Source organism: Pseudomonas sp. NPDC089547 (genome assembly GCF_050280665.1).
Taxonomy (GTDB): domain Bacteria; phylum Pseudomonadota; class Gammaproteobacteria; order Pseudomonadales; family Pseudomonadaceae; genus Aquipseudomonas.
Map to the genome: position 1 here is coordinate 54,286 of NZ_JBNNVS010000018.1, position 24,156 is coordinate 78,441.

The following is a 24,156-nucleotide window of genomic DNA, read 5'->3' on the forward strand; positions in this document are numbered from 1 at the left end:
CTGCCCCCCTGTAGGAGCGGCCTTGTGTCGCGAGCGGGCCGCAAAGCGGCCCCGGCAATCTTTGCGGCGAAGCTGAAATCTGGGGCCGCTTCGCGGCCCGATCGCGACACAAGGCCGCTCCTACAGGTGTTGCGCGCGGCTTCAGTGCATAGCCAGAATCCGCAGCCCGAACTTCTGCTGCCCACCCGGCTGGTCGGCAATCCATACCACCTCTGTGCTGGCGTGCAGCCCTTTCAGTGCCGGGTGGTCGGAATCAATCTTCACTTCGATATGATCCCCCACTTGGAAGCGCTGCGGGGCCTGCACCTGCATACCGCTGCTGGACAGGTCCAGGCACACCGCCGCAATGACCTGGCCTTGGTGCAACAGGTTCACCTCGGTGTCGATGCGCATGCGGATGAAATCGCGTTTCTCGCTGTGGCTGGAGGGCGTGTGGGGCATGCTGCATCCTTCCCATCGGGTTGCGCTGGTCCACTTTCTTATAACTCCCGGTGATTTGCCCTGTAAAGAGCGGCGAGGTCGGCCCTTGCATGCTTGAAACGCCTGCCAGATGGGAGTACCGTCTGCGCCTTACAAGGTAGCTCTCACAGTTGCCGGACAGTTGCCGGTCAGGTGTTCTTGTCCTACAACTCAAGTAGAGTGTGACCACAAAGAATTCCCGTAGCTGGCCGTCTGCCTTGCCGACACCGCTGCACAAACCCAAATCGGCGCCGTTCGCCCACATGCAGAAAACCAGTGCAACGCTGCTGATTATCGATGACGACGACGTGGTCCGTGCGAGCCTCGCCGCCTATCTTGAAGACAGTGGCTTCAGCGTCCTCCAGGCCGGTAATGGCCAGCAGGGGCTTCAGGTCTTCGAAGAACACCAGCCCGATCTCGTGATCTGCGATCTGCGCATGCCGCAGATGGGCGGCCTCGAACTGATCCGTCAGGTCAGCGAGCGTGCGCCCCAGTTACCGGTGATCGTGGTGTCAGGTGCCGGCGTCATGAGTGATGCTGTGGAAGCTTTGCGCCTGGGCGCTGCGGACTACCTGATCAAGCCGCTTGAAGACCTGGCCGTGCTTGAGCATTCGGTGCGCCGCGCCCTCGACCGTTCGCGCCTGGTGCTGGAAAACCAGCGTTACCGCGACAAGCTCGAAGCGGCCAACCGCGAACTGGAGGCCAGCCTGCACCTGTTGCAGGAGGACCAGACCGCCGGTCGCCAGGTGCAGATGAACATGCTGCCGGAAAGCCCTTGGCTGGCAGGCGATTTTGCCTTCGAGCATCAGATCATCCCGTCGTTGTACCTGTCGGGTGATTTTGTCGATTACTTCCGCGTGGACGACCGGCGCATTGCCTTCTACCTCGCCGATGTTTCCGGGCATGGCGCGTCGTCGGCGTTTGTGACCGTGCTGTTGAAATTCATGACCACGCGCCTCATGTTCGAGCTCAAGCGCAGCAAGATGCGCGAGTTCAAGCCGTCGGAAGTGCTCAGCCATATCAACCGAGGGCTGATCAATAGCAAGCTGGGCAAGCACGTCACCATGGTCGGCGGGGTGATCGACGAAGAGTCTGGCCTGCTGACCTACGCCGTGGGTGGTCACTTGCCGCTGCCGGTGCTGCACACCCCCGAGCATACCCGCTATCTGGAAGGCCGTGGCCTGCCGGTGGGGTTGTTCGACGAGGCGACCTACCAGGACCTGGTGGTGGAGCTGCCGCCGCAGTTCAGCCTTACGCTGATGTCCGATGGCATTCTGGACCTTTTGCCGGGGCACACGCTCAAAGATAAAGAAACCGCCTTGCCGGAAATCGTCAAGGCAGCAGGTGGCAGCCTGGATGGGCTGCGTCAACGATTTGGATTGGCTACGCTTGGGGAGATGCCGGATGATATCGCCCTATTGGTGTTGAGCAGGAACCTTCAATGAGTACCGGTAGAATCCAGTTCGCCGAGCAGAGTGGCACCTTCGTACTGAAGTTCGTCGGTGAAGTGCGCCTGACCCTGTGTTCGGCGCTGGATGCAACGATCGAGAAGATATTCACCGCGTTGAACTTCTCGGCGATTGTCATCGACCTGACCGAAACCGAGAGTATCGACAGCACCACCTTGGGCCTGCTGGCCAAGTTGTCGATCCTTTCACGGCAGAAGGTGGGCCTGTTGCCGACCGTGGTGACCACCAACCCGGATATTTCCCGGTTGTTGCAGTCGATGGGCTTCGATCAGGTGTTCAACATCGTCGATCGTCCGATACCTTGCCCTGAGTGCCTGACCGACTTGCCGTCGCAGGACCAGAATGAAGATGTGGTGCGCTCCAAGGTGCTGGAGGCGCACAAGATCCTCATGGGCTTGAACGACTCCAACCGCGAAGCGTTCCATGACCTGGTGAGCGCGCTGGAGCGCAGCTGACCAGTTGCCAGGCTACTGCCTGGCAACGAATTCGGTCGCTTCAGCACCGCCGGCATCCAGCTGATACACCAACGCGGGCCGCCCTTGTTCATCAAAGAACACCTGGCCCAACCCTGCGCCATTCCACAAGCGCTCCCCAGCCTTGCTGTGGCTGGGCGTACGCGGCACTACCTCCATCTCCCGGCGCTTGGTAAACCAGTTCAGCGGCGAGCGCGGCGCATACAGCCAGCGGTTGAGCCGGTCGAGCACATCCAGCAACCGCCGCGGAAACTCGTTCTTGATGCCGCTGCTGGTCACCTGCCACAAGTGCGGGCTGCGCTGGCCGTGGCGGATAAGCACTTCATAGACGAACGAATAATGCACGTCCCCGGACAGCACCACGTAGTGCCCCGGTGTACGCGAGTGGCGGAAGATGTTGAGTATGACCTGCGCCGCACCCCGGTGGGCCATCCAGTTCTCGGCATCCACCAGCAGCGGGTAGCCCAGCCAGCTGAACACTTTCTGCACTGTTTCGATCAGCTTCACGCCAAAGATCGGAGCGGGTGACACGATAACCGCCGAAGGGTGGTCCAGCAGCGCTTGCTGCAACTCGCTGAGTGCCTCCCAGTCGAGCAGGCCGGACGGCTTGGCGAGGCTGCTTTCACTGCGCCAGCGGCGGGTGCGGGTGTCCAGTACCAGCAGTGGCGGGTTGGTGGGCAGGCTGAACTGCCAGCCTTGAAAACGCAGCAGTTCGCCTATCAGCTCATCCTGGTTCTGGCTGTTCAATAGCTGGCATTGGCCGATCAGTGGCGCGCAGCCGTCAGGGTCGTTACCCCAGGCCTGACACAGCAGGTAGCCGAGCAAGGCATTGCCAATGATCCGTCGCGAGAACGGATGGCGGTAGGCGGTTTGTTCCCACTGTGCCGAGAGGTTCCAGTCGTCGGTGATGTCGTGGTCATCGAAGATCATCAGGCAGGGCAGGTGGGCCATCACCCGCGCCACTTGGCCGAGGTTTTCGGCAAACGCCCGGATCAGTGGCAATTCCTGCTGGTAACGGGCCTGGCGCTGGTCGGTGAGGCCGCTGGGCATGTCCATGTCCACTAGCTGCCAAGGCACTGGCGACCACACCAGCAGGTACATGGCCATCACCTCGGCGAAGGTCACAAGGTGGTTGTCGGCGTTGCTGGAGGAGAAAATCGGCTTGCGCTTGCCACCAAAAAAGCGCTCGCGCAGGCTTTCATTGTGTTCCTGCGCCGGCAGCAGGTCGGCGCGGTGGTAGTAGCTGGCCGGGTGCTGGTACAGCGCCTGGCTGTCGGGCACTACCGCACCTTCAAGCTGCTCGTCGAACAAACCCAGGCGTGCGATCAGCCCATGAATTGCACGCAGCATGGGGCCGGCGACATCGTCGGCATACACCTGATCGCCGGTCATCAGTAGCACGGCCGGGCGCTGTTCAGGTTGCTCGCAGGCCAGCAGAAGGCGGTCGGCGCACAACAGGCCGTCGGCGGCGGGGTGGTGTGGCTTGCGGCAGGAGCCGTGCAGCAAATGGTCAAGGCGGTCGCGCAGTACCAGGTTTGGGCGTTTGCTGCCTGGGTAGAGCAAGTGTGGCGCCCAGCCGGCGATGCCTTGACCGTTGATGATCAGGTCGTAGTCGAGCAACTGGTTGCAGGGCAGGGGATCGGTGAAGTGGATATCAAGCAGGTGGATGAAGGCGTGCTTGCCGACCGGGATAACCTGGCAATCGACCTGTGCCTGGCTGGCCGGGCAGGTGAATTCAGGTTGCAGCGGTTGGGTGGCGACCAGCCAGACGGCCAGGCGCTGGGGTTCCAGGCGGCGCAGTACCGGGCCGGTGAGTACTAGGGGCAACGGGGTAGGGGAGGTCATCGACAGCTCGGGTGGCTATGCGGGCCTCTTCGCGGCGGTTCGACGCCTCGATAAACCCGCTCCCACAGGTACAGCGCCAAATTCAGGCCTGTGGTGTTCCCTGTGGGAGCGGGCTTGCCCGCGAAGAGGCCCTGGAATTCAGTACACATCTAGTGCCAGGGAAAACAAAACGGGCGGAAAATGCTGAACACTTCCCGCCCGTCAGGCAAACCCGATATGTATCAGGCTTTTTCAGCCATCACTTTCTCCAGTTTTTCCTGGTCCCGCGCAAACTGGCGGATGCCTTCGGCCAGCTTCTCGGTACCCATGGCATCTTCGTTCATCGCCCAGCGGAACTGGCTTTCACTCAGCTGCTGCTTGGACTCGCCAGCATTGCCCGGCTTCAGCACCCGCGGCAATTCACCTTGGTCATCGCTCAGCTGCTGTAACAGTTCGGGGCTGATGGTGAGGCGGTCGCAACCGGCCAACTGTTCAATCTGGCCGATATTGCGGAAGCTGGCGCCCATGACCACGGTGTTGTAACCATTGGCCTTGTAGTAGTTGTAAATGCGCGTGACCGACTGCACACCCGGGTCTTCGGCGCCTACGTATTCCTGGCCGGTGCTCTTCTTGTGCCAGTCGTAGATGCGGCCCACGAACGGCGAGATCAGGAACACCCCGGCATCGGCACAGGCCTGGGCCTGGGCGAAAGAGAACAGCAGGGTGAGGTTGGTCTGAATGCCTTCTTTCTCCAGCTTCTCGGCAGCGCGGATACCTTCCCAGGTGGAGGCCAGCTTTATCAGCACACGGTCGCGGCCGACGCCGGCCGCTTCGTACAGTTCGATCAGCTTGCGCGCCTTGGCCAGCAGGGCCGGCTCATCGAACGACAGGCGTGCATCCACCTCGGTGGAGATACGCCCCGGAATGACCTTGAGGATGCCCGACCCCACTGCCACTGCGAACTTGTCGCAGGCCAGGTCGACATTGCCCTTGGCATCGGCCCCTACCTGCTTGAGCAAGTCGGCATAGCCCGGGATGGCGGCGGCCTTCAGCAGCAGCGACGGGTTGGTGGTGGCATCGACCGGTTTCAGGCGGGTGATAGCGTCCAGGTCCCCGGTGTCGGCGACCACGGTGGTGAACTGCTTGAGTTGTTCCAGCTTGGAGGTCATGGGCGTGCTCTGTCCTGTGCATTTACTCGACATTACCCGAGCCCCGGCGGCCGCTCAAGGGCCTGTAGGCGCGGGCGCGCCCACGAAGGGCGGTGCGAAGGTGAAGATTCGAGTCGCCAGTTGTCGTGAGGTTCCGCAACTGCATGCATGGGCGGTTGTGGATGCCACTGGCTTACACAAGATACTCAGGTCTGCGCCCCACCCTTGTGGGAGCGGACGCGCCCGCGAACACCGGCGAAGCCGGTGCCATGCACCGCGTCGTCTGCTTCGCGAGCATGCTCGCTCCCACAGGATCTGCACATACTTGACCTCGGCGGTACCCTGCGGGAGGAAACCGCTGTGCCCGTTCAGCTGAATCACCGCCCTTGCAACAACTCCACCGCCTGGTCAAACACCGCCAACGGCTCCGCCGCCTTGTGAATGTCTGCCGACAGCAACTGGCGGAACCGCCGCGCACCCTTGAAGCCTTGGGCCAGCCCAAGGATGTGCCGGGTAACGTGGTGCATGGCGCCACCGCTCTCCATATGCGCAACAATATAAGGCCGCAGCTGTGCCAGCGCCTCACTACGGCTGACCACCGGTGCATCGCTGCCAAACAGCTGCTGGTCCACCTCGGCCAGCAGGTAAGGGTTGTGATACGCCTCGCGCCCCAGCATCACGCCGTCAAACGTTCCGAGGTGCGCCTGGCATTCGTCCAGGGTCTTGATCCCGCCGTTGAGCACGATTTCCAGGTCCGGGAAGTCTGCCTTCAGTTGCGCCGCCACGTCATAGCGCAGTGGCGGGATCTCGCGGTTTTCCTTCGGCGAAAGCCCCTCCAGAATGGCGATGCGCGCATGCACGGTAAAACTGCGGCAGCCAGCCTCGCGCACCTGCCCGACGAAGTCGCACAGTTCGGCATAGCTGTCGCGGCCATTGATGCCGATGCGGTGCTTGACCGTCACCGGAGTCGACACCGCGTCACGCATGGCCTTCACGCAATCGGCCACCAGCGCCGGGTGCGCCATCAGGCAGGCGCCGATCATGTTGTTCTGCACCCGGTCACTCGGGCAGCCGACGTTGAGGTTGACCTCGTCGTAGCCCGCGTCCTCGGCCAGGCGTGCGCAGGCCGCCAGGTCGGCAGGCACGCTGCCGCCCAGTTGCAGCGCCAGCGGGTGCTCGGAGGCATCGTGGCGCAGGAAGCGGTGGGCGTCGTTGTGCAGCAGGGCACCGGTGGTGACCATTTCGGTGTAGAGCAGGGTTTGCTTGGAGAGAAGGCGCAGGAAGAACCGGCAGTGGCGGTCTGTCCAGTCCATCATGGGGGCAACGGAAAACCGGCGGGAAGGCTCCGCACGTTGAAGTACAGCTGATTCTTGGGGCATCTGGGGCACGTATCTAATACCCGGCTCGGTTACCCGGCGGCGGGTGGATTTGGGGAATGGGCATAGTTTACCAACTTGGCCTGCCATGCGTCTGGCCTGGTGATGGTTGGCTTTGCCCACTGCCCATGGCCGAAACTACTTCAGCGGCACATAGATATCCGTCTGCCATTCCTCCAACGGCGTTTCCGGATACACGCTCAGGTAGTGAAAAAACAACGGATGATCGCGCAACTCTTCATCGCTAGAAGGCAACCAGTCCCGATAAATCGGATAGATGGTTTCGCCGATGTAGTCAGGCGAGCCGATATGCCGAACCACGGCGCAACGCCCCGCCGGAATGACCCGTTCATGCACGCCGAATTCATTGGGTTGCACGGCTTCATCCATTTCGCCGCAAACCGCGAAGCGAAAGGCGTGCGCCGGGGTGGTGTCGGGGTTGTCGTAGGGGATGCCGAAGGTGCGGCTGCTGGCCACCGGCGATTGGCCGCTCTGCATGCGCCATTGGCGAAAGCGCGCGACGCTTTCGCCGACCAGGCCGGGCGCCCCGCGATGTTCGAGCGCGGCCACGCGGGTTTCGGCGAAATCCACGATACGGATTTGCATGGTGATACTCCTGGAAAGGTGAGGAACAACGAATACCGCACTCCAGGCCTGCCAGTTCGGGGCCTTGGCGAACGCGCTCGGTGCCATGCCAAACGCGCGCTTGAACGCCCTGGCAAAGGCTTCGGGGCTTTCGAAGCCGGCGCTGAAGGAGGCTTCCAGCACCGAGATGGCAGGCGAGGCCGCCAGTTGATGCGCTGCCCGTCGAAGCCTCATCAGTTGCACATACCGTGAAACCGGTACGCCCATGTATGCCGTGAACTGCCGATGGAAGTGAAACGCCGAGAAGCTGGCGATGCGGCTAAGGGCAGCCACCGACAGGTCGCCTTCGAGGTGGCTGTCGATGTAGGCAAGCACGGCTTCGAACCGTTTTGCGTAGGTCGGGTTGTGCTGTGAGTCAGTCAACGAACGGAATCTCCGGAAGGTGCGGTGAGCGCTAGCATCCGTTGTTCAGGCATCGAGATGCCTAGCCGTGATTGCTCTCTGCGGGAGTGTCTTGACCATGTGGTGGATGGCACCGGCGTTGCCGGTGCTCGAGGGGGCGCGTCAGTCGTGTATGCCAAGCGTCAAGGAGCTGCGCAGCAGCCCCAGTGACGCTATCTGGCAGGCCGATCAGTCAACCCGCACGAACTCATTCTTGGCCATGTCACTGCCGCCTACACCTTCCAGACGCTTGCCGCCGTCCAGCACGCGAACGTTGATCAGCGCAAGCCCGTCCTTGTTGCGTGCAGTGACTACATCATCCTTGCGTTCCCATTCCTCAACCTTGACCTTGCTGCCGTTGGTCATGATGTAGTCCTTGGAAAACTCCCATGTCTGCTTTGGGCTTTTGAAACCCATCACAGTGGTGGTCGCTTCGTAGGTGCCTTCCAGGGCGTCGTTGCCGCAGCCGGCCAGTACAAAAAATGGCAACGCTGCCAGCACGAACTTGAATTTACGCATGGGATTTCCTTATCGGTTGGTGTGTATCGGGGTTGCAGGCCACTTTATGCTGGCCCGCGTGTCAGAACCCGGTGAGCGCCACAGGCACCCATCCTTGGGCAGGCGCAAGCATACGGATATCAAGCTGCTTTGCAATGTCAGCTGGTGTGGGTAACGCCGCTGATGGGGGCATACCAGGGGGCAGCAGAATCAATATGAACCTGCTTCTGCTTCCTGGGCAGGAACGGCGTATCGAGTGTGCCCAGCGCAACCGACACCCAGTCGGCAAACTCACCGTGGGTGCGCGACCAGAACAGGCTCGAGCCGCATTCGCCGCAGAACTCGCGCACTACCGTGGGTGAAGAGGCAAATTTCTTGAGGCTGGTAGCACCGCGCAGTATTCGCAGTTGGCTGCGCGGAACGCTCCCGTACGAAGCAAACGCGGCCCCGTGGCTTTTGCGGCACTGGCTGCAATGGCAGTGGCTAACCGCCTTTGGCGGGGTGAGTAGCAGGTAACTGACCGCTGCGCACAGGCAGCTTCCTTCATAGGTATCGATCACTGGCGCTTCCGTGCAGGTGGAAAGCGCCAGCGTAACTGCCTTGGCGTGATCAGTCGACTGGCCACTGCCGGGCCTTTGCCCGCGATCAATGCTGCGCGCTGTCCACCGCAATGCTTTCGCCAGAAACGTCGGCGTAGCGGGCACTGCGGTTGGCAATGGCGTAATGGATCAACCCGCCCAGGCCAGCGCCGAAGAACCAGGAAAACTGCGACAACGTATCAAACGCCGGTACCAGCGCCAGCACGATGGCGATCAGCGCAGCCGGGATAAATGCCGCGACGGCGCGCAGGTTGACCCCGCCGCTGTAGTGATAGGCAGCCTGTGAACTTTCGCTATACAACTGCGGCAGGTTCACGCGGCTGCGGCGTACCAGGTAGTAGTCGGTGACGATGATGCCGTACAAAGGGCCAAGCAGCGCGCCCAGGCCGCCGAGGAAATACACGATTACCGACGGGCTGTTGTACAGGTGCCAGGGCAGGATCACCACCGCGATGGCAGCGCTGAGCAAGCCGGCGCGGCGGAAGGTGAGCAGGTTTGGCGCCAGGTTGGCCAGCACGTAGGCCGGGGCGACGAAGTTGGCCATGATGTTCACCGCCACGGTAACGATCAGGAACGCCAGGCAGGCAAGCACCAGGCCAGCGGTGTTGGGTATGGCGGCGACGATTTCAGTCGGGCTCTGCACCAGTTTGCCGTCGATGCTGAACTGCGCACCGGCCAGTACTACCGCGATCAGCGCGAAGCCGAGCATGTTCACTGGCAGCCCCCAGAAGTTGCCCACGCTGATGGTGCGCCGGTCCGGGCAGTTGCGGGTAAAGTCGCAGAAGTTGAGGATCATGGTGCCATACAGCGAGACCCACAAGGCAGCCGCACCCAGCACCTTCAGCCACATTGTGGTGCCGGTTGGTGCGTTGCCGCTGGACCAGGAAATCGACAGGCCACTGCGCCAGTACATCCAGCCCGCAAGGCCGGTGAAGGCGACCAGAATGATGGGCCCGGTGATGGACTCGAAGCGGCGCACCATCTCCATGCCGTAGGCGAAAATCGCCACCTGCACGCACCAGATGCCGAGGAAGGTGACCCAGCCCAACGTCGACAGGCCCAGGATCGAATCCTGGTCATACGCCTTGAGGTCTGGAGCCAGGGCAGTCAGCAGAACGCGCAAAACCACCGAGGCAAGGTAGGTCTGGATGCCGAACCAGGCGATGGCGATGACCGCACGGATCAGTGCCGGGATCTGCGCACCATGGATGCCGAAGCTGATCCGGCACAGGACGGGGTAGGGCAGGCCGGTTTTCTGGCCCATGTAGCCGGACAGGTTCATCAGGCCGTAGATCACCAGCGCGCCGAGCGCGAAGGCGGCGAGGATCTGCGCGCCGCTCATGCCCAGGGCGAACAGGCCGATGGCGAAGGAGTAGTTGGCGATGTTGTGCACGTCGTTGGTCCACAGCGCAAACAGGCTGTAGCGCCCCCAGGTACGGTTCGCCGCGCGGGTCGGGGCAAGGTCGGCACTGTACAGGCGCGGGCTCAACGCCAGCTGGCCGGGCTCGGTCGTGTCGGTGGGGAGCGTATCAGGTGGGCTAACATCGGAACGCGAAATCGACGCCATCGGGACCTCGTGATGGTTGTGTACTTTTATTGTTGGATTTGTATACAAACAAGATTCGTACCAAGCCACGGGCGCCAATGAATGCTGGGCGCGCAGGTCTCTTTCGGCTTTTTCCGGTATGGCGTGAGCGGCGAGTTGGGAATTTTGTGCACACTTGCTGTGCTCATTTGTTACCACGCACGAGGAATGCAGGGGGCAGGTGGCTTTGTGCGGCGCGTTCCGACTAAGCTGGCAGCAGGGATCGAAGAGGGATTATTCGATGTTGCATGTATCGCTCGGGCTGAGCCTGTTGCTTGCCGCCGCCCTGGTCGAAGCGGCACCCCTGCAGGTGCCCACGCCGACCGAACTCAGGCACCAGCTCGACAGCCTCAAGCCTGGCCAGTTTCTCTGGTACCCGCAGGTCTCGCCGGTGGGGCCGGTAACCGTTGTGGTGAGCCTTACCGAGCAACGTGCCTACGTGTATCGCAATGGCATCGCCATCGGCGTCAGCACTGTGAGCAGCGGCAAGGCAGGCCGTGAAACGCCCACCGGTGTATTCAGCATTCTGCAGAAAAAGGTCGAGCACAAATCCAGCCTCTACAACAGCGCGCCGATGCCGTACATGGAGCGCCTGACGTGGGATGGCATCGCCCTGCACGCCGGCCACCTGCCGGGTTACCCCGCGTCGCATGGTTGCGTGCGCCTGCCGCTGGCGTTTGCCAAAAAGCTGTATGAGGTCACCGGCTTCAGTTCGACCACGGTTATCGTTTCCGACACCCACAGTGCACCGGTGGAGGTCTACCACCCTGGCGTGCTGGCGCCTACGGTCAGCGAAGGCAAAGCCCAAGGGCCGCTGGTGTTGAACAACCAGCAGTTCTGGGACGACCCGGACCCTGCCTCAGGGCCATTGTCGATCCTGGTCAGCCGCGCCGACATGCGGGCCTATGTGTATCGCGGTGGCCAGCTGGTCGGTTCCGCCCCCGCACTTTCGCTGCAAAGCAGCCAGCATCGTAGCGGAATGGCGGTGTATTCCCTGCTGCAAAAACCGTCCAGCCTTGCAGTCGACGGCGGGCTGCCCTTGCATTGGTCAGTGGTGGGGCTGAGCAACCCGGAATATGGGAATACGCCCTATGAACAATTGGGCCAACTGGACATCAACCCGGAGTTTCGCCGCCATCTACGTGCGGCGATGGATGTTGGCACCATGCTGGTGATCACCGACTGGGCGTCCACCCGGGATACCCGCAGCGACGGGAAATTCACGGTAATCAGCACCGAAGGCAGTAAGGAAGTTAAACCATTGGTCAAGAAATGATCGGCAATTCTGTAGAAATCAAGCAAAGTAGCCGCTTTTGGCTGCAATCAAGGCAAGAAACGCCAGGTTTTCATCAGGGTAATCCATGTCGATGTTCAAACCATTGCAGGGGGCCATCCGGCTCTCGCTGGCCAGTATTGGCCTGTTTTTCCTCAGCGCCTGGCAGGCCGCGCACGCGCAACCCCTGCCTGGTGCCGCCGAGTTGCAACGGTTGGCGCCTAACGCCAGCCTCTCGACCTTGACCCTGGCACTTACTGCCTACGCCTGTGCCAGCCACAGCGAAGCGGACAAGTTGCTGACGGTGATCGACTATTCAAAGCCCTCGCGTGACAAACGCCTGTGGGTGTTCGACCTGCGCGCCAAAAAGCTGTTGTTCGAAGAGTGGGTTGCCCACGGCAAGAACAGCGGCGCTGATGTGCCGACCACGTTCTCCAATGCGCCAAACAGTTACCAATCTTCTCTCGGCCTTTATGAAACCGGCCAGACCTATAGCGGCAAGCACGGTCGCTCGCTGCGGCTGCAAGGGCTGGAACCGGGGTTCAACGACAACAGTATGTCGCGGGCGATCGTGATGCATGCCGCCGCCTACGCCGACCCCAAGGTCGTGCCCGGCCTTGGGCGCCTGGGGCGCAGCCAGGGGTGCCCGGCCGTTCGCCCGGCCATTGCCGGCAAACTGATCGAGACGCTGCAGCGCGGCAGCTATGTGTTTGCCTATTACCCGCAGCAGGATTGGCTGAAGAAATCGCGCTTCCTCAACGCCCAGAGCTGCCCACTGGCGGATCAATCGATCGCCAGCAAGTAGGCGAGTGGGTCAGGCGCTCCCTTTGGCCTGCTGCTCCAGATGCACCTGTAACGTCGGGTCGATTTGCAGTGCGGCGGCCAGTTCGTCAAGGTAGGCCCGCTCGGCGTCCTGTTGGTCGTCCACCAGCATCACGCTGGCCAGGTACATTTCTGCGGCCATGGCCGGGTCCTGGGCCGACCGTGCGACCTCGGCAGCATCCAGTGGCTTGCTCACTTCTTCATCCAGCCACTGCTGCAGTTGCGGGTCGTTGGCGTGGCGTTTGATTTCAGCGTAGATCAGCTGTTCTTCCTGCTCGTCGATGCGACCGTCAGCCTTGGCTGCCGCGATCAATGCGCGCAGGATTGCATGGCTGTGATCTTCGGCCTCGGGGCCGGACAGTTGGTCTACCGTGCGTAACGCTTGTTGCGGGGCTGCCGCCTGGCTGCGCTGCCAGCTTTGATAAGCCTGAAACGCCATCATGCCCAACGAAGCCAGGGCGGCATAATTGATGCCGCCAGCGGAGCGGACCTGGGTCTGGCCGCCAGCGCTGCTGCGAGCGCCGCCCAAAATGCCACCCAGTAAACCACCAAGCCCCCCACCTGATGCACTTCCACCGCCAAGCAGCCCGCCCAGCAAACCACCCAGGCCGTCTTGCGCTGACATGCCGCCGCCTTGCGGTGCTTGCGAGCGCTGCCCGGCCCGAAGTAACTGTTCGAGCAAATCACTGGTGTTCATGGCGCCACCCTCGGTCGGTAGTCGTTGCCCAGACCAGCAACGATAGCTGTCGCAAGGTGAACTGGCATGACCGTTTGGCTGCAAAGTTGTTGGTGAATGCGGCCAGGTTCGAGGTACTTGGGTATCACCCAGCTTGACGCGTGAAATTTTTTATGTAATTTTTCATGAAAAATAACACTAAAAATTTCACGGCAGTCCGAAACGATGAAGATGCACGAAGAGGTTGAAGCCCTCGCGATCCTTATTCACGACCTGCGCAAATTCAAGAACCTGACCCTGGGTGAACTGGCCGAACGCATCAACCGTTCGGTCGGTTTCCTCTCCCAGGTAGAGCGGGGCGTTTCGCGCCCGACCGTGGCAGACCTTACCGCCATCAGTGAAGCGCTCGGCGTGTCCACCGCTTACTTCTACAACCTGAGCAAGCCCCGCGGCATCGGCTGGGTGACGCGCCCCCATGAGCGGCGCACGCTGTACCTGGAGTCGGGCATCACCGATGTGCTGGCTTCGCCCACCATCGCCGGCGCCTTCTCCATGCTCGACAGCCATCTCGAGCCCGGCGCCAGCAGTGGCGAGGATTACCTGAGCGACCGTTCCGAGCAGGGCTGTTTCGTGCTCGAAGGCGAACTCACGGTATGGCTGGGCGAGGGCGACGCGGTGACCCTTCAGGCCAACGACTGCTTCCAGCTGCAACCCCACGCGCAGTTTCGTTACGCCAACCTGACGGAAAAAACCACCCGCGTGCTCTGGGTCTTCAACTGAATTTGTTCACCTCACAAGGATAAGAAGATGAGTGTCATCTTTGCGGACCTGCTGACTGAAGTGCGCTCGTTCCGGGCGCAGCACCCGGCAATACGTTATGTCGACCTGATTGCGCTGGATATCCCCGGGCACTTCTATGGCAAGCGCTACCCCATGGACATGCTGGAAAAAGTCGCAGCCGGCACACCGTTGAAGCTGCCGCAAAACTGTGTGCTGCTGGGCACCCAGGGCGGCCTTTACCCGATTGGTGACTACTGTTTCGCCGACGGCGACCCCGATGCCGCCCGGCGCCTGGTGCCGGGTACCCTGAAACCGGTGCGCTGGGAAAAGGAAGTGATTGCCCAGATGCTCATCACCTCCGATGGCACCGCCAAGCCTATCGAGTTCGAACCCCGTGAAGTACTGGCCCGCGTTATCCAGCGCCTGGCCAAACGTGGCATTCGCCCGGTGGTGGCCTTCGAGCTGGAGTTCTACCTGTTCGACCGCAAGCTCGACAACGGCCTGCCGCAGTACCCACGGGATACCGCGACCGACGACGAAGACGACCAGCCGAACATGCACATCGAGCGGCTGTCACGCTTCTCGTCAGTGCTGCACGAGATGGTCGATGGCGCCAACGAACAGGGGGTGCCGGCGAACGTCATCACGGCGGAGCTTGGCCCAGGCCAGTTCGAGATCAACTTCGCGCACAGCGAAGATGCCCTGAGCGCGGCAGACTGGTCGGCGCTGTTCTGCCGCAGTACCCGCGGCATCGCGGTGAAACACGGCTACCGTGCCAGCTTCATGAGCAAGCCGTACCTGGATGCGCCGGGCAGCGGCATGCATGTGCACGTCAGCCTGTACGACAGCGCTGGCAACAACATCCTGGCGGGCGCAGAGCAGCGCAAGCTGCGCCATGCGGTGGCCGGATGCCTGGAGCTGCTGCCCCACTGCATGCCGATCTTCGCCCCCAACCACAATGCCTACCGCCGCTACGGCGCCATGGTCAATGCGGCCAGCAAGGCCAGCTGGGGTTTCGAGGACCGCGACGCCTGCATTCGCATCCCCGAGTCCGACCCGCGCAACCTGCGTATCGAGCACCGGATCGCTGGCGCCGATGCAAACCCGTATCTGGTGCTGGCGGCCATCCTGACGGGCATGGAGCATGGCCTGGATCGCGGCGCCGAACCCATCGCCCCGTTGAACGAAAACCGCCAGAGCGGCATCGACTTCCCCAAGGATGCCCTCAGTGCCCTGGCCGCCATGCGTCACCACCCGGTGGTCAACGAAGGCTTGGGCAGTGAATTCGTGATGGTCTATTGCGAGAACAAATACCAGGAGCAACTGGACTTCATGCGCCACATCGATGCCCGCGAGTACCGCTGGTTCCTGTAAGTGCCGAAGCTCGAACAGCAACACCTTCCCAACGTTTGAATACCACGCGCAATACCGATTTGCCGGAGGAAGATATGCCACGTGTGCCCGTTATTGGCATTACCGCATGCACCAGCATGATTGAGCAGCATGCCACCCAGACCATCGCCGAAAAGTACGCACGCGCGGCGGCCAAGGCAGCCTGTGGCTTGCCCATCGTGATACCCAGCCTTGGCGAGCTGATGGACAGCGCCGACATTCTTGACGTGGTGGACGGGCTGATCTTCACCGGTTCGCCGTCCAATATCGAGCCGTTCCACTACAACGGCCCGGCCAGTGCTGCCGGGACCCACCACGACCCCTTGCGTGATGCCACCACGTTGCCGCTGATGCGTGCAGCCATCGCCGCAGGTGTGCCGGTGCTGGGGGTTTGCCGTGGTTTCCAGGAGATGAACGTGGCGCTGGGCGGCACGCTGCATCAGAAGGTGCACGAAACCGGCATGTTCATGGACCACCGCGAAGGCGAGGGCGAGCCTATCGAAAAGCAGTATGGCCCGCGTCACACCATGCATGTGGAACCCGGCGGCCTGCTCGACCGCATGGGCTTGCCGGCGGTCTTCGACGTCAATTCCATCCACGGCCAGGGCATTGATGCACTGGCGCCCGGGCTGAGGGTGGAGGCGCTGGCACCCGACGGGTTGGTGGAAGCGATTTCAGTCCAGGGCAGCAAGGGCTTTGCCTTGGCTGTGCAATGGCACCCCGAGTTCCAGGTCATGGACAACCCGCATTACCTGACCATCTTCCAGTCGTTTGGCAAGGCTTGCCGGCATCGCTCGGTATTGCGCCAGAAACTGTTGCAGTCCGCCTGAATACCGACCGTTCCCTTTGATAAAAAATACCTGCGCAGCCTGGCTGTGCAACGTGATGGAGTGAAAAAAATGAGTGAACAGAATTCGCAGACCCTTGCCTGGCAAGCCATCAGCCGCGACCACCACCTGGCCCCGTTCAGCGATGTGAAGCAACTGGCCGAAAAGGGCCCGCGCATCGTCACGTCGGCCAAGGGCGTGTACCTGTGGGACAGCGAAGGCAACAAGATTCTTGATGGCATGGCCGGCCTGTGGTGCGTGGCGGTCGGCTATGGCCGCGATGAACTGGCCGAGGTCGCCAGCCAGCAGATGAAGCAGCTGCCGTACTACAACCTGTTCTTCCAGACCGCGCACCCGCCTGCGCTGGAGTTGGCCAAGGCCATCGCCGATGTGGCGCCGCAAGGCATGAACCACGTGTTCTTCACTGGCTCCGGCTCCGAAGGCAACGACACCGTGCTGCGCATGGTTCGCCATTACTGGGCACTCAAGGGCCAGAAGAACAAGAAGGTGATCATTGGCCGCATCAACGGTTACCACGGCTCCACCGTGGCGGGCGCGGCGCTGGGCGGCATGAGCGGCATGCACCAGCAGGGCGGGGTGATCCCGGATATCGTGCACATTCCGCAGCCGTACTGGTTTGGCGAAGGCGGCGATATGACTGAGGCCGACTTTGGCGTGTGGGCGGCCGAGCAGTTGGAGAAGAAGATCCTGGAAGTTGGCGTGGACAACGTTGCCGCCTTTATCGCCGAACCGATCCAGGGCGCCGGTGGCGTGATCATTCCACCGCAAACCTACTGGCCGAAGGTGAAGGAAATCCTGGCCAGGCACGACATCCTCTTCGTTGCCGACGAAGTGATTTGCGGTTTCGGCCGTACCGGCGAGTGGTTCGGCAGCGACTACTACGACCTCAAGCCCGACCTGATGACCATCGCCAAGGGCCTGACCTCCGGTTACATTCCAATGGGCGGAGTGATCGTGCGCGACGAAGTGGCCAAGGTCATCAGCGAAGGCGGCGACTTCAACCATGGCTTCACCTATTCCGGCCACCCGGTGGCGGCTGCGGTGGGCCTGGAGAACCTGCGGATTTTGCGTGATGAGCAGATCATTCAGCAGGTGCACGATAAAACCGCGCCGTATCTGCAACAACGCCTGCGCGAGCTGGCCGACCACCCGCTGGTGGGCGAAGTGCGCGGCCTGGGCATGCTCGGTGCGATCGAGCTGGTGAAAGACAAGGCCACCCGCGCCCGTTACGAAGGCAAAGGTGTTGGCATGATCTGCCGCCAGTACTGCTTCGACAACGGCCTGATCATGCGCGCCGTGGGCGACACCATGATCATCGCGCCGCCGCTGGTGATCAGCCTGGAAGAGATCGACGAACTGGTGGAAAAGGCCCGCAAGTGCCTGGACCTCACGTACGAGGCTATCCGCTAACGTAAAGCGCCTGCCTCGGCAGCGGCGCGGTCCCCTGTAGGAGCGGCCTTGTGTCGCGATCGGGCTGCGCAGCAGCCCCAGCAATAGTGCGGCGAAGCTGAAATCGAGGGGCTGCTGTGCAGCCCGATCGCGACACAAGGCCGCTCCTACAGGGGGCCGCGCTAACCGACAAGGTGGTAGGCCGCCTGCGGTCCTTCGGTGTGAAGCATTTTGCTTTGTGAAATGAATCATGTACTTTTCAGGGCATTCATTTTCCCGTCCGAAAGTCGCGATTCAACTATGAAAGTGCACGAAGAGATTGAAGGCCTGGCAGTACTGATTCGCGACCTGCGCAAATTCAAAGGCCTGACGCTGGGCGAGCTGGCCCAGCGCATCGGCCGCTCGGTGGGTTTTCTGTCCCAGGTTGAACGGGGCGTATCGCGCCCGACCGTAGCCGACCTCACCGCCATCAGTGAAGAACTCGGCGTTTCGACCGCCTATTTCTACAAGCTGGAAAAACCCCGCGAACTCGACTGGGTTACCCGCCCGCACGAGCGCCGCACCCTGCACCTGGCGGGCGGCATCACCGATGTGCTTGCATCGCCCACGATATCGGGCGCCTTCTCCATGCTCGATAGCCACCTGGAGCCAGGCGCCAGCAGTGGTGAGGCGTATCTGGACGACAGCTCGGAGCAGGGCTGCTTCGTACTCGAAGGCGAGCTGACCGTGTGGCTGGGCGGCGGCGAGCCGGTAACGCTGCGCGCCAGTGACAGCTTTCAACTGCAACCCCACGCCAGTTTTCGTTACGCCAACCTCACCGACAAGCCCACCCGTGTGCTTTGGGTGTTCAGCTGAGGGGCGCGTGGGTTAACGCCGTCGTTATGCAACCAAGACAAGCCATGGCCAACGCGCCTGGTAACTGGCGGCTTTCTGCCTGAACAAGTCTGGGCGCGGGTTCAGCTCGTTCATCTGCAGCAGGTCGTTTTGCAGGTCATCCAGGCCATGCGTGCTGTACAGCGCGCCTGTGCACACATCAACCCCAAGGCAGGTCGAGCGGATCAGGTAGCGGTCGATGCCATCCGTGACCTTGAGCAATGGCGCGTAATCACCACCGAATTTAGCCTGGTACCACAGATGAACGCGGGCCTGGTTGCGCACTTCAACATTCACGCCCAGGTGCGCGCAGGCCTGCTGCACGCTGGCGATAACCCGGTCCTCTGCTTCCCAGGACAAGTCTTCGTCGAAGTAGGCGATGTCGTAATCCTTGATGCCCCGTTGGGCAGGCAGCCCGGCGCGGTGGTTCCAGACGGTCTGGAACAGCGCGCCTGCCACCAGCATGCAGTGGGGGATATCCAGCGTTGGCAGTACGTCCAGGAGCGCCCGGTTTACCGGGTTTTCGCGGATGATCGCCAGTACCTGCTCGTCAGTCAGTGAATGCATGGGGCCGTCCTTGAGGGTTGCATTGCAGGAAGCCGAGCTTACCTGAATGGCGCCGGGGTCATGACTTGATACCGCTCGGCGCATTGCAACACCCTACAGGCGGGGTCAATACTTCCAGGTCACCGAGGCCGTCAGGTTGCGTGGTGCGCCGTAGCTGGCGGTTGTCGCATTGTTGTACAGCGACAGCAGGTATTTGCGGTCGGTGACGTTATTCAGGTTCAGCGACGTGCTCCAGTTGCTGTCGATGTCGTAGCTGGTCATCAGGTCGACCAGGCCGTAGGCGTTCTGGTGGATGGCGCTGTTGGTGTCGTTCTCGACGCCAGTCTGCCAGCTGACCCGGGCGCCAACCTTCATCTGTGGCAGGGTTGGCAGGCGGTAGGTGACCATACCGCGCACGCTGTGGGTCGGCACATATTTGCGCGCACGCTCGCCGTTGTCATCGTCAATGCGCACATAGGTGTAGCCAGCGAGCATGTCCAGCCCCGGTACCACTTCGCCGGAGGCTTGCAACTCTACGCCGTGGCTCTTGAAATCGCCCGGCGTGTAAACCTCCTTGACCCCGTCGAACCCCGCATCCACAGCCACGTTGCGCTGCTCGGTCTTGAACAGCGCAGCGGTCAGGTGCAGGTGGTCGTCCATCACGCTGCCTTTGAAGCCAACTTCCATGCTCTTGCCCTCCAGAGGGTCGAGCAGCTTGCCGTCGGTACCGACCACGTTGTACTGCGGGTTGTAGATTTTGGTCCAGCTGCCGTAGAGGCTCCATGCATCGTTCAGGTCGTAGACCAGGCCAGTGTACGGCGTGACTTTGCCATGGGCGCGTGTGAAGTGCTCTGAACCGTAGCTCTCACCCTTGCCGTCGGCACTGAGCATACGTGCACCGGCTATCCAGTGAAGGTTGTCCGCCAGGCTGAAGCGTGCCCCGGCGAATACGCTTTTCTGGGTGTCCTGGAAGTTCTGCGCCAGGCCCTCACTGGTGACGCCAAACGATGGCATTGGCGTGTTGCCCGCCAGGATGCCTGAGAACGAAGTGTTGAAGAAACTGCCGTGTTCCAGGTCTTCGTCATACTCCTGGCCGTTCTGATGAGTGCGCCCATACGCGGCCCCAAAGGTCAGTTGGTGCTCGCGACCGAACAGGCTGAACGGCCCTTGCACCTTGGCCTCGCCCAGCAGTTGGTGTGCCTCGCTGCGCGTGTGGTTGGCATACGCGTCGGCGACATCCCCGGAGACGCCCCCCACATAAAGCATGTTGGTGTTCTGTTTTTCCTGCTGCCCGGTGGCCGTGAGCGTGGCGTTCCAGTCACTGCCGAAGTCATGCTTGAGCTCGACGAAGGCCCGCTGGGTGTGCAGGTTCCAGTAGGTCCACGGCTGCCCGATGCTGCTACTGCGCCCGCTGTAATGAATGGCATTACCGTGGTTGTCCACCAGCGGCAGGTTGCCCCAGGTGCTGCCGTTGGAGTCACTGTTGTGCTGGGAGAAACCCACGGTCACAGTGTCGGCATCGGACACATCGAACGCCAGCAGGCCGGCAGCCACGTTGCGCTCATGGCTGTAGCGGTCCATCCACGAATTGCCCTTGTCGTGGGAGTAGATGAAGCGGCCGCGCACATTGCCGCTGTCGGTCAGCGGGCCGGCGACGTCGATGTCGATCCGGCGGCTGTCCCATGAGCCGACGCTGGTATCGACCTGCGCCTGGAAGGTGTCGGTTGGGCGTTTACGCACGAAGTTGACCGTGGCCGACGGGTTGCCGGCGCCGCTCATCAAACCATTGGCGCCGTGCAAGACGTCGATCTGCTCGTATTCGGCCAGGTCCTGGTCGCCTACCAGCGTGCTGCTGACGAAGGGCATGCCAGTACCGTCGTATTCGAAGGTATTGATATCGAAGCCACGCGAGGTGAATTCGGTACGGTCGGTTTCGGTTTGCTCGACGGTTACCGATGGTGCGGCCCGCAGTGCGTCCTTGATACCGGTGATCTTGAAATCGTCCAACGCCTGCCGGGTGATGGTCGTTACACCCTGAGGGGTCTGTTTGTCGGTGAGGCCCAGTTTGGTGGTACTGGATGCAGCCCTGCCTTCGTAGCCCTGGCTTACGCCATCTACTGCTTCGCTCGTGCTGTCGATCTGGGTCGCGGGCAGGGTGAGGTTGTCGGCGGCATGAACGACAGGCATGGCGCTGCATGCGCCGACCAGCAGGAGGCGGGCGGGGAGGTGACGTTTCAAGACGAATTCCTGAGGCGGGGAGTGGTAAAGGGTACGATTTCTATGCGAATGAGAAACTACATCAAATGGGAATTAATATTGATAAATAATGTTTCATGTTTCTTCACGTCCCACTAAGCACGGTCTGGGCACCGCTTACCCTGTGGGAGCGGGCGCGCCAGCGAAGAATCCAACGCGGTGTATGGCACCGGCTGCGCCGGTGTTCGCGGGCACGCCCGCTCCCACAGGTCCCTGCTAAATCAGTAAGTGATTTGCTGTTCTATGAGAGTTGGCGCAGGTGGAGCGGTGTGGGCAATTGCAGGCTGCGCACCTGGCGCTCATCCAGGTGCTGGATGAACAACGGGCGCAGCGCGGGCTTGCGCGCTCCAATGCGACTCGGCGGCTGTCGATGAAGGTTAATCCGTACACGGCAAAGGACATGCTCGCGCTTCAACAGCAAACAGAGATGAACCAGACTGAGTTGCTGAAGGCGGTGATCGCCCTTATTCAGGCGGATGTCCTTGAGGCTCGGGATGATGAGGTGATCCTGGCTCTGCAGCGGCTGGCGCGGTTGGCTCTTTGATGGCGGATGCTCACATGCGGGCATGCGCAAAAACCGGTGAGCTAGCAGCAAGCAGCGGTGTTGCGCAGGCAACAGTGATCCGACAGCGTGTTTGATCACATGCAGCCAGCATCGCCGCCTTTTATCGCCAACTCATTGAAAGTAAAGCCATCAAGCCGTTGGCACGCTTGCTGCTCCTATCTCCTTGAACCCCAAGGATTCTCAAGGAGCTTCCCATGAGCCACGCCCCACTCAAGTTCGCCTACTGGGTCCCCAATGTCAGCGGTGGCCTGGTGGTCAGCACCATCGAGCAGCGCACCAGCTGGGACATCGAATACAACCGCAAGCTTGCGCAAATCGCTGAAAAATCCGGCTTCGACTACGCCCTGTCGCAGATCCGTTTCACCGCCGGCTACGGCGCCGACAACCAGCACGAATCGGTCACCATCAGCCACGCGCTGCTGGCCGCCACGGAGAAGCTCAAGGTCATCGCTGCCATCCTGCCTGGCCCGTGGAGCCCGACGCTGGCGGCCAAGCAGTTGGCGAGCATCGACCAGTTCACCAACGGCCGCATCGCCATCAACGTGGTCTCGGGCTGGTTCAAGGGCGAGTTCCATGCCATCGGCGAACCTTGGCTGGACCATGACGAGCGCTATCGCCGCTCCGAAGAATTCATCCGCGCACTCAAGGGCATCTGGACGCAGGACAACTTCACTTTCAACGGCGATTTTTATCGCTTCCGTAACTACAACCTCAAACCCAAACCGCTGCAGCAACCGCACCCGGAGATCTTCCAGGGCGGCAGTTCGCGTGCGGCGCGGGACATGGCGGCGCGGGTGTCGGACTGGTACTTCACCAACGGCAACAGCGTGGAAGGAATCAAGGCCCAAGTGGACGATATCCGCACCAAGGCGGCGGCCAACGGCCACTCGGTAAAGATCGGGGTGAATGCCTTCATCATCGCCCGCGATACCGAGGAAGAAGCGCGTGCGGTGCTGCAAGAGATCATCGACAAGGCCAACCCCGAGGCGGTGCGTGCGTTTGGCCAGGAGGTAAAACATGCCGGGGCCGCCAGCCCGGAGGGCGAGGGCAACTGGGCCAAGTCCAGCTTCGAGGACCTGGTGCAGTACAACGATGGCTTCAAGACCAACCTGATCGGCACGCCGCAGCAAATTGCCGAGCGCATCGTAGCGCTGAAGGCAGTGGGGGTGGATTTGATCCTGTCCGGCTTCCTGCATTTTCAGGAGGAAGTGGCGTACTTCGGCGAGCACGTGCTGCCTTTGGTGCGTGAGCTGGAGGCGGCGCAGCGTGTCGAGAAAGCGGTGGCCTGATGCCGGGGCAGGGTGGGCTTGGCACCCTGCCAGTATTGCCTGGTTGCGGTCCAGGGGGTAGGTTGAAGGGCTATTTTCAAGGAAGACTACCCCATGAAACGGACCTTACCGCTTCTGTTCGCCTGCGCGATTTTCCCCCTGCAAGCCTGGTCGGCGCTGGAGGTCGGCGAGTTCACGCTGGGCATGCCCAAGTCCCAGGCCTTGGCCATTCTGCAGCAGCAGTTCGGCGAGGTAGAGCATTTCACTGGGTATCACTACCAGGTGCCTACCGAGTTCTATCAGGGCGCCAAACCCAAGGCTGATTACAACCTGGGCGGCCTTGCCATCTCTCAAGTCAAGGCCGTGTTCAACGAGGCCGACCAGTTGCGCCAGGTGGAGGTGCAGCTGGATACCACCGACGAGGCACGGGTTCAGCAACTGCTGCCGATGACCAAGGACGCCAGGCCGGTGCCGGATAGCGGTGGCCGGCTTGAAGCGTTTTCAGCGGACGGTGAGCTGGTTTACTGGGTGTCCAGGAACTGGGACTGGACGGTGGTGACCATTGCCGACAAGGCCAGCTCGGCGGGCAACATCACGGCGCGCGCTGAGAGTGACAAGAAGTTCGCCCAGTTGAACCGCAAGTTCGACAAGTTGATCGAAACCGCCAAGGCGGTGGAGGGCAACGGCGCCCCTTGATCGCGCGATAGTGGTGCTTTTGAGTGTGCTGGGGCCGCGTCGTGGGACAGTGATGGACCTGTTTTACAGGCATCTCTCGGCTCAAGGGCACACCTGCAAGCACAAAGCGCACAATGGCAGACGTGAACCAAGTCGGTTTCAGGATGCGTCTGGTCGCTCGCACGCAATCCTCTGGCGAAACAAGTGCCATGCTTAAGAGATGCCTCAGGACCAGCGCGCGCAGATGCGCGGCCTTAGGCAAGGAGGCCGCCTGACCACGCAACCGTGACGTGGCCGGCGCGCCGCAGCAGAACACGCCGGACACCTGCCCCCACA

At 61.5% G+C, this 24,156-nt stretch carries 23 protein-coding genes; 12 read left to right on the forward strand and 11 right to left on the reverse strand.

The features are described from left to right. Positions 1–141: 141 nt before the first annotated feature. Positions 142–441: a PilZ domain-containing protein gene (locus tag ACQKPZ_RS14660; RefSeq protein ID WP_427539187.1), complete on the reverse strand. Its 300-nt coding sequence runs from the start codon at positions 439–441 to the stop codon at positions 142–144. A 281-nt stretch (positions 442–722) separates the two neighbouring features. Here ACQKPZ_RS14660 and rssB point away from each other — a divergent pair, with 281 nt between their 5' ends. Further along, positions 723–1,904, forward strand: coding sequence for a two-component system response regulator RssB (gene rssB / locus ACQKPZ_RS14665; RefSeq protein ID WP_391132622.1), 1,182 nt, complete (start codon positions 723–725; stop codon positions 1,902–1,904). Then, a complete protein-coding gene (rssC, locus tag ACQKPZ_RS14670; protein WP_019096598.1) occupies positions 1,901–2,383 on the forward strand; it encodes an anti-sigma factor antagonist RssC in 483 nt (160 codons plus the stop codon). The genes rssB and rssC overlap by 4 nt, the downstream gene beginning before the upstream one ends. 12 nt (positions 2,384–2,395) lie before the next feature. On the opposite strand, the gene ACQKPZ_RS14675 is transcribed toward rssC, so the two are convergent. From ACQKPZ_RS14675 to ACQKPZ_RS14705, 7 genes are all read right to left on the reverse strand, one after another. Then, positions 2,396–4,246: an alkaline phosphatase D family protein gene (locus ACQKPZ_RS14675; protein WP_427539190.1), complete on the reverse strand. Its 1,851-nt coding sequence runs from the start codon at positions 4,244–4,246 to the stop codon at positions 2,396–2,398. A 221-nt stretch (positions 4,247–4,467) separates the two neighbouring features. Then, positions 4,468–5,394, reverse strand: a complete 927-nt coding sequence (gene tal, locus ACQKPZ_RS14680; protein WP_427539193.1) for a transaldolase — start codon at positions 5,392–5,394, stop codon at positions 4,468–4,470. 356 nt (positions 5,395–5,750) lie between these two features. Next, entirely contained in the window at positions 5,751–6,752 is a 1,002-nt protein-coding gene (gene dusA, locus ACQKPZ_RS14685) for a tRNA dihydrouridine(20/20a) synthase DusA (RefSeq protein ID WP_427539196.1), read from the reverse strand. A 135-nt stretch (positions 6,753–6,887) separates the two neighbouring features. Next, positions 6,888–7,757, reverse strand: coding sequence for an AraC family transcriptional regulator (locus ACQKPZ_RS14690; RefSeq protein ID WP_427539199.1), 870 nt, complete (start codon positions 7,755–7,757; stop codon positions 6,888–6,890). A 207-nt stretch (positions 7,758–7,964) separates the two neighbouring features. Next, on the reverse strand, positions 7,965–8,294 hold the full coding sequence (locus tag ACQKPZ_RS14695) for a hypothetical protein (RefSeq protein ID WP_427539202.1): 330 nt from the start codon (positions 8,292–8,294) through the stop codon (positions 7,965–7,967). A 137-nt stretch (positions 8,295–8,431) separates the two neighbouring features. Then, the gene (locus tag ACQKPZ_RS14700; RefSeq protein ID WP_427539204.1) at positions 8,432–8,833 is read right to left on the reverse strand and encodes a GFA family protein; all 402 of its coding nucleotides are present in this window, start codon (positions 8,831–8,833) and stop codon (positions 8,432–8,434) included. A gap of 85 nt (positions 8,834–8,918) precedes the next feature. Beyond that, positions 8,919–10,439, reverse strand: a complete 1,521-nt coding sequence (locus tag ACQKPZ_RS14705; protein WP_427539206.1) for an NCS1 family nucleobase:cation symporter-1 — start codon at positions 10,437–10,439, stop codon at positions 8,919–8,921. Between the two features lie 259 nt (positions 10,440–10,698). Between ACQKPZ_RS14705 and ACQKPZ_RS14710 the strand changes: the two genes are divergently transcribed. Next, positions 10,699–11,733 (forward strand): L,D-transpeptidase, encoded by a 1,035-nt coding sequence (locus tag ACQKPZ_RS14710; protein WP_427539208.1) that lies wholly within the window; start codon positions 10,699–10,701, stop codon positions 11,731–11,733. 85 nt (positions 11,734–11,818) lie between these two features. Further along, complete coding sequence (locus ACQKPZ_RS14715) at positions 11,819–12,535, forward strand: murein L,D-transpeptidase catalytic domain family protein (RefSeq protein WP_427539211.1); 717 nt, start codon at positions 11,819–11,821, stop codon at positions 12,533–12,535. Between the two features lie 9 nt (positions 12,536–12,544). Here ACQKPZ_RS14715 and ACQKPZ_RS14720 read toward each other — a convergent pair whose 3' ends face one another. Then, complete coding sequence (locus ACQKPZ_RS14720) at positions 12,545–13,249, reverse strand: tellurite resistance TerB family protein (protein ID WP_427539214.1); 705 nt, start codon at positions 13,247–13,249, stop codon at positions 12,545–12,547. Positions 13,250–13,453: 204 nt separating this feature from the next. Between ACQKPZ_RS14720 and ACQKPZ_RS14725 the strand changes: the two genes are divergently transcribed. From ACQKPZ_RS14725 to ACQKPZ_RS14745, 5 genes are all read left to right on the forward strand, one after another. Beyond that, complete coding sequence (locus ACQKPZ_RS14725; protein ID WP_427539217.1) at positions 13,454–14,008, forward strand: helix-turn-helix domain-containing protein; 555 nt, start codon at positions 13,454–13,456, stop codon at positions 14,006–14,008. 27 nt (positions 14,009–14,035) lie between these two features. Beyond that, positions 14,036–15,382, forward strand: coding sequence for a glutamine synthetase family protein (locus ACQKPZ_RS14730; RefSeq protein ID WP_391132501.1), 1,347 nt, complete (start codon positions 14,036–14,038; stop codon positions 15,380–15,382). Positions 15,383–15,456: 74 nt separating this feature from the next. Next, positions 15,457–16,230, forward strand: coding sequence for a gamma-glutamyl-gamma-aminobutyrate hydrolase family protein (locus ACQKPZ_RS14735; protein WP_427539220.1), 774 nt, complete (start codon positions 15,457–15,459; stop codon positions 16,228–16,230). 69 nt (positions 16,231–16,299) lie between these two features. Beyond that, positions 16,300–17,658: an aspartate aminotransferase family protein gene (locus tag ACQKPZ_RS14740; protein WP_427539222.1), complete on the forward strand. Its 1,359-nt coding sequence runs from the start codon at positions 16,300–16,302 to the stop codon at positions 17,656–17,658. A gap of 279 nt (positions 17,659–17,937) precedes the next feature. Beyond that, a complete protein-coding gene (locus tag ACQKPZ_RS14745; protein WP_391132495.1) occupies positions 17,938–18,492 on the forward strand; it encodes a helix-turn-helix domain-containing protein in 555 nt (184 codons plus the stop codon). A 24-nt stretch (positions 18,493–18,516) separates the two neighbouring features. Here the strand turns inward: ACQKPZ_RS14745 and ACQKPZ_RS14750 are convergent, their stop codons facing one another. Then, complete coding sequence (locus ACQKPZ_RS14750; RefSeq protein ID WP_427539225.1) at positions 18,517–19,077, reverse strand: nucleotidyltransferase family protein; 561 nt, start codon at positions 19,075–19,077, stop codon at positions 18,517–18,519. A gap of 105 nt (positions 19,078–19,182) precedes the next feature. Next, positions 19,183–21,243: a TonB-dependent siderophore receptor gene (locus tag ACQKPZ_RS14755; protein WP_427539314.1), complete on the reverse strand. Its 2,061-nt coding sequence runs from the start codon at positions 21,241–21,243 to the stop codon at positions 19,183–19,185. 346 nt (positions 21,244–21,589) lie between these two features. Here ACQKPZ_RS14755 and ACQKPZ_RS14760 point away from each other — a divergent pair, with 346 nt between their 5' ends. The 3 genes from ACQKPZ_RS14760 (at position 21,590) to ACQKPZ_RS14770 (ending at position 23,841) form a co-directional block, all read left to right on the forward strand. Beyond that, complete coding sequence (locus ACQKPZ_RS14760; protein ID WP_427539228.1) at positions 21,590–21,856, forward strand: hypothetical protein; 267 nt, start codon at positions 21,590–21,592, stop codon at positions 21,854–21,856. A gap of 215 nt (positions 21,857–22,071) precedes the next feature. Continuing rightward, positions 22,072–23,166, forward strand: a complete 1,095-nt coding sequence (gene sfnG / locus ACQKPZ_RS14765; protein ID WP_427539231.1) for a dimethylsulfone monooxygenase SfnG — start codon at positions 22,072–22,074, stop codon at positions 23,164–23,166. 93 nt (positions 23,167–23,259) lie between these two features. Next, complete coding sequence (locus ACQKPZ_RS14770; protein ID WP_427539234.1) at positions 23,260–23,841, forward strand: hypothetical protein; 582 nt, start codon at positions 23,260–23,262, stop codon at positions 23,839–23,841. The last annotated feature ends 315 nt before the right edge of the window (positions 23,842–24,156 follow it).

Coding starts and splice junctions, on each gene's coding strand:
- rssC (WP_019096598.1), top strand. CDS start 1,901: ATGAGTACCGGTAGAATCCAGTTCGCCGAGCAGAGTGGCACCTTCGTA.
- ACQKPZ_RS14660 (WP_427539187.1), bottom strand. CDS start 441: ATGCCCCACACGCCCTCCAGCCACAGCGAGAAACGCGATTTCATCCGC.
- tal (WP_427539193.1), bottom strand. CDS start 5,394: ATGACCTCCAAGCTGGAACAACTCAAGCAGTTCACCACCGTGGTCGCC.
- ACQKPZ_RS14705 (WP_427539206.1), bottom strand. CDS start 10,439: ATGGCGTCGATTTCGCGTTCCGATGTTAGCCCACCTGATACGCTCCCC.
- ACQKPZ_RS14675 (WP_427539190.1), bottom strand. CDS start 4,246: ATGACCTCCCCTACCCCGTTGCCCCTAGTACTCACCGGCCCGGTACTG.
- sfnG (WP_427539231.1), top strand. CDS start 22,072: ATGAGCCACGCCCCACTCAAGTTCGCCTACTGGGTCCCCAATGTCAGC.
- dusA (WP_427539196.1), bottom strand. CDS start 6,752: ATGCCCCAAGAATCAGCTGTACTTCAACGTGCGGAGCCTTCCCGCCGG.
- ACQKPZ_RS14710 (WP_427539208.1), top strand. CDS start 10,699: ATGTTGCATGTATCGCTCGGGCTGAGCCTGTTGCTTGCCGCCGCCCTG.
- ACQKPZ_RS14730 (WP_391132501.1), top strand. CDS start 14,036: ATGAGTGTCATCTTTGCGGACCTGCTGACTGAAGTGCGCTCGTTCCGG.
- ACQKPZ_RS14770 (WP_427539234.1), top strand. CDS start 23,260: ATGAAACGGACCTTACCGCTTCTGTTCGCCTGCGCGATTTTCCCCCTG.
- ACQKPZ_RS14720 (WP_427539214.1), bottom strand. CDS start 13,249: ATGAACACCAGTGATTTGCTCGAACAGTTACTTCGGGCCGGGCAGCGC.
- ACQKPZ_RS14715 (WP_427539211.1), top strand. CDS start 11,819: ATGTCGATGTTCAAACCATTGCAGGGGGCCATCCGGCTCTCGCTGGCC.
- ACQKPZ_RS14745 (WP_391132495.1), top strand. CDS start 17,938: ATGAAAGTGCACGAAGAGATTGAAGGCCTGGCAGTACTGATTCGCGAC.
- ACQKPZ_RS14735 (WP_427539220.1), top strand. CDS start 15,457: ATGCCACGTGTGCCCGTTATTGGCATTACCGCATGCACCAGCATGATT.
- ACQKPZ_RS14755 (WP_427539314.1), bottom strand. CDS start 21,243: ATGCCTGTCGTTCATGCCGCCGACAACCTCACCCTGCCCGCGACCCAG.
- ACQKPZ_RS14750 (WP_427539225.1), bottom strand. CDS start 19,077: ATGCATTCACTGACTGACGAGCAGGTACTGGCGATCATCCGCGAAAAC.
- ACQKPZ_RS14695 (WP_427539202.1), bottom strand. CDS start 8,294: ATGCGTAAATTCAAGTTCGTGCTGGCAGCGTTGCCATTTTTTGTACTG.
- ACQKPZ_RS14740 (WP_427539222.1), top strand. CDS start 16,300: ATGAGTGAACAGAATTCGCAGACCCTTGCCTGGCAAGCCATCAGCCGC.
- ACQKPZ_RS14725 (WP_427539217.1), top strand. CDS start 13,454: ATGAAGATGCACGAAGAGGTTGAAGCCCTCGCGATCCTTATTCACGAC.
- rssB (WP_391132622.1), top strand. CDS start 723: ATGCAGAAAACCAGTGCAACGCTGCTGATTATCGATGACGACGACGTG.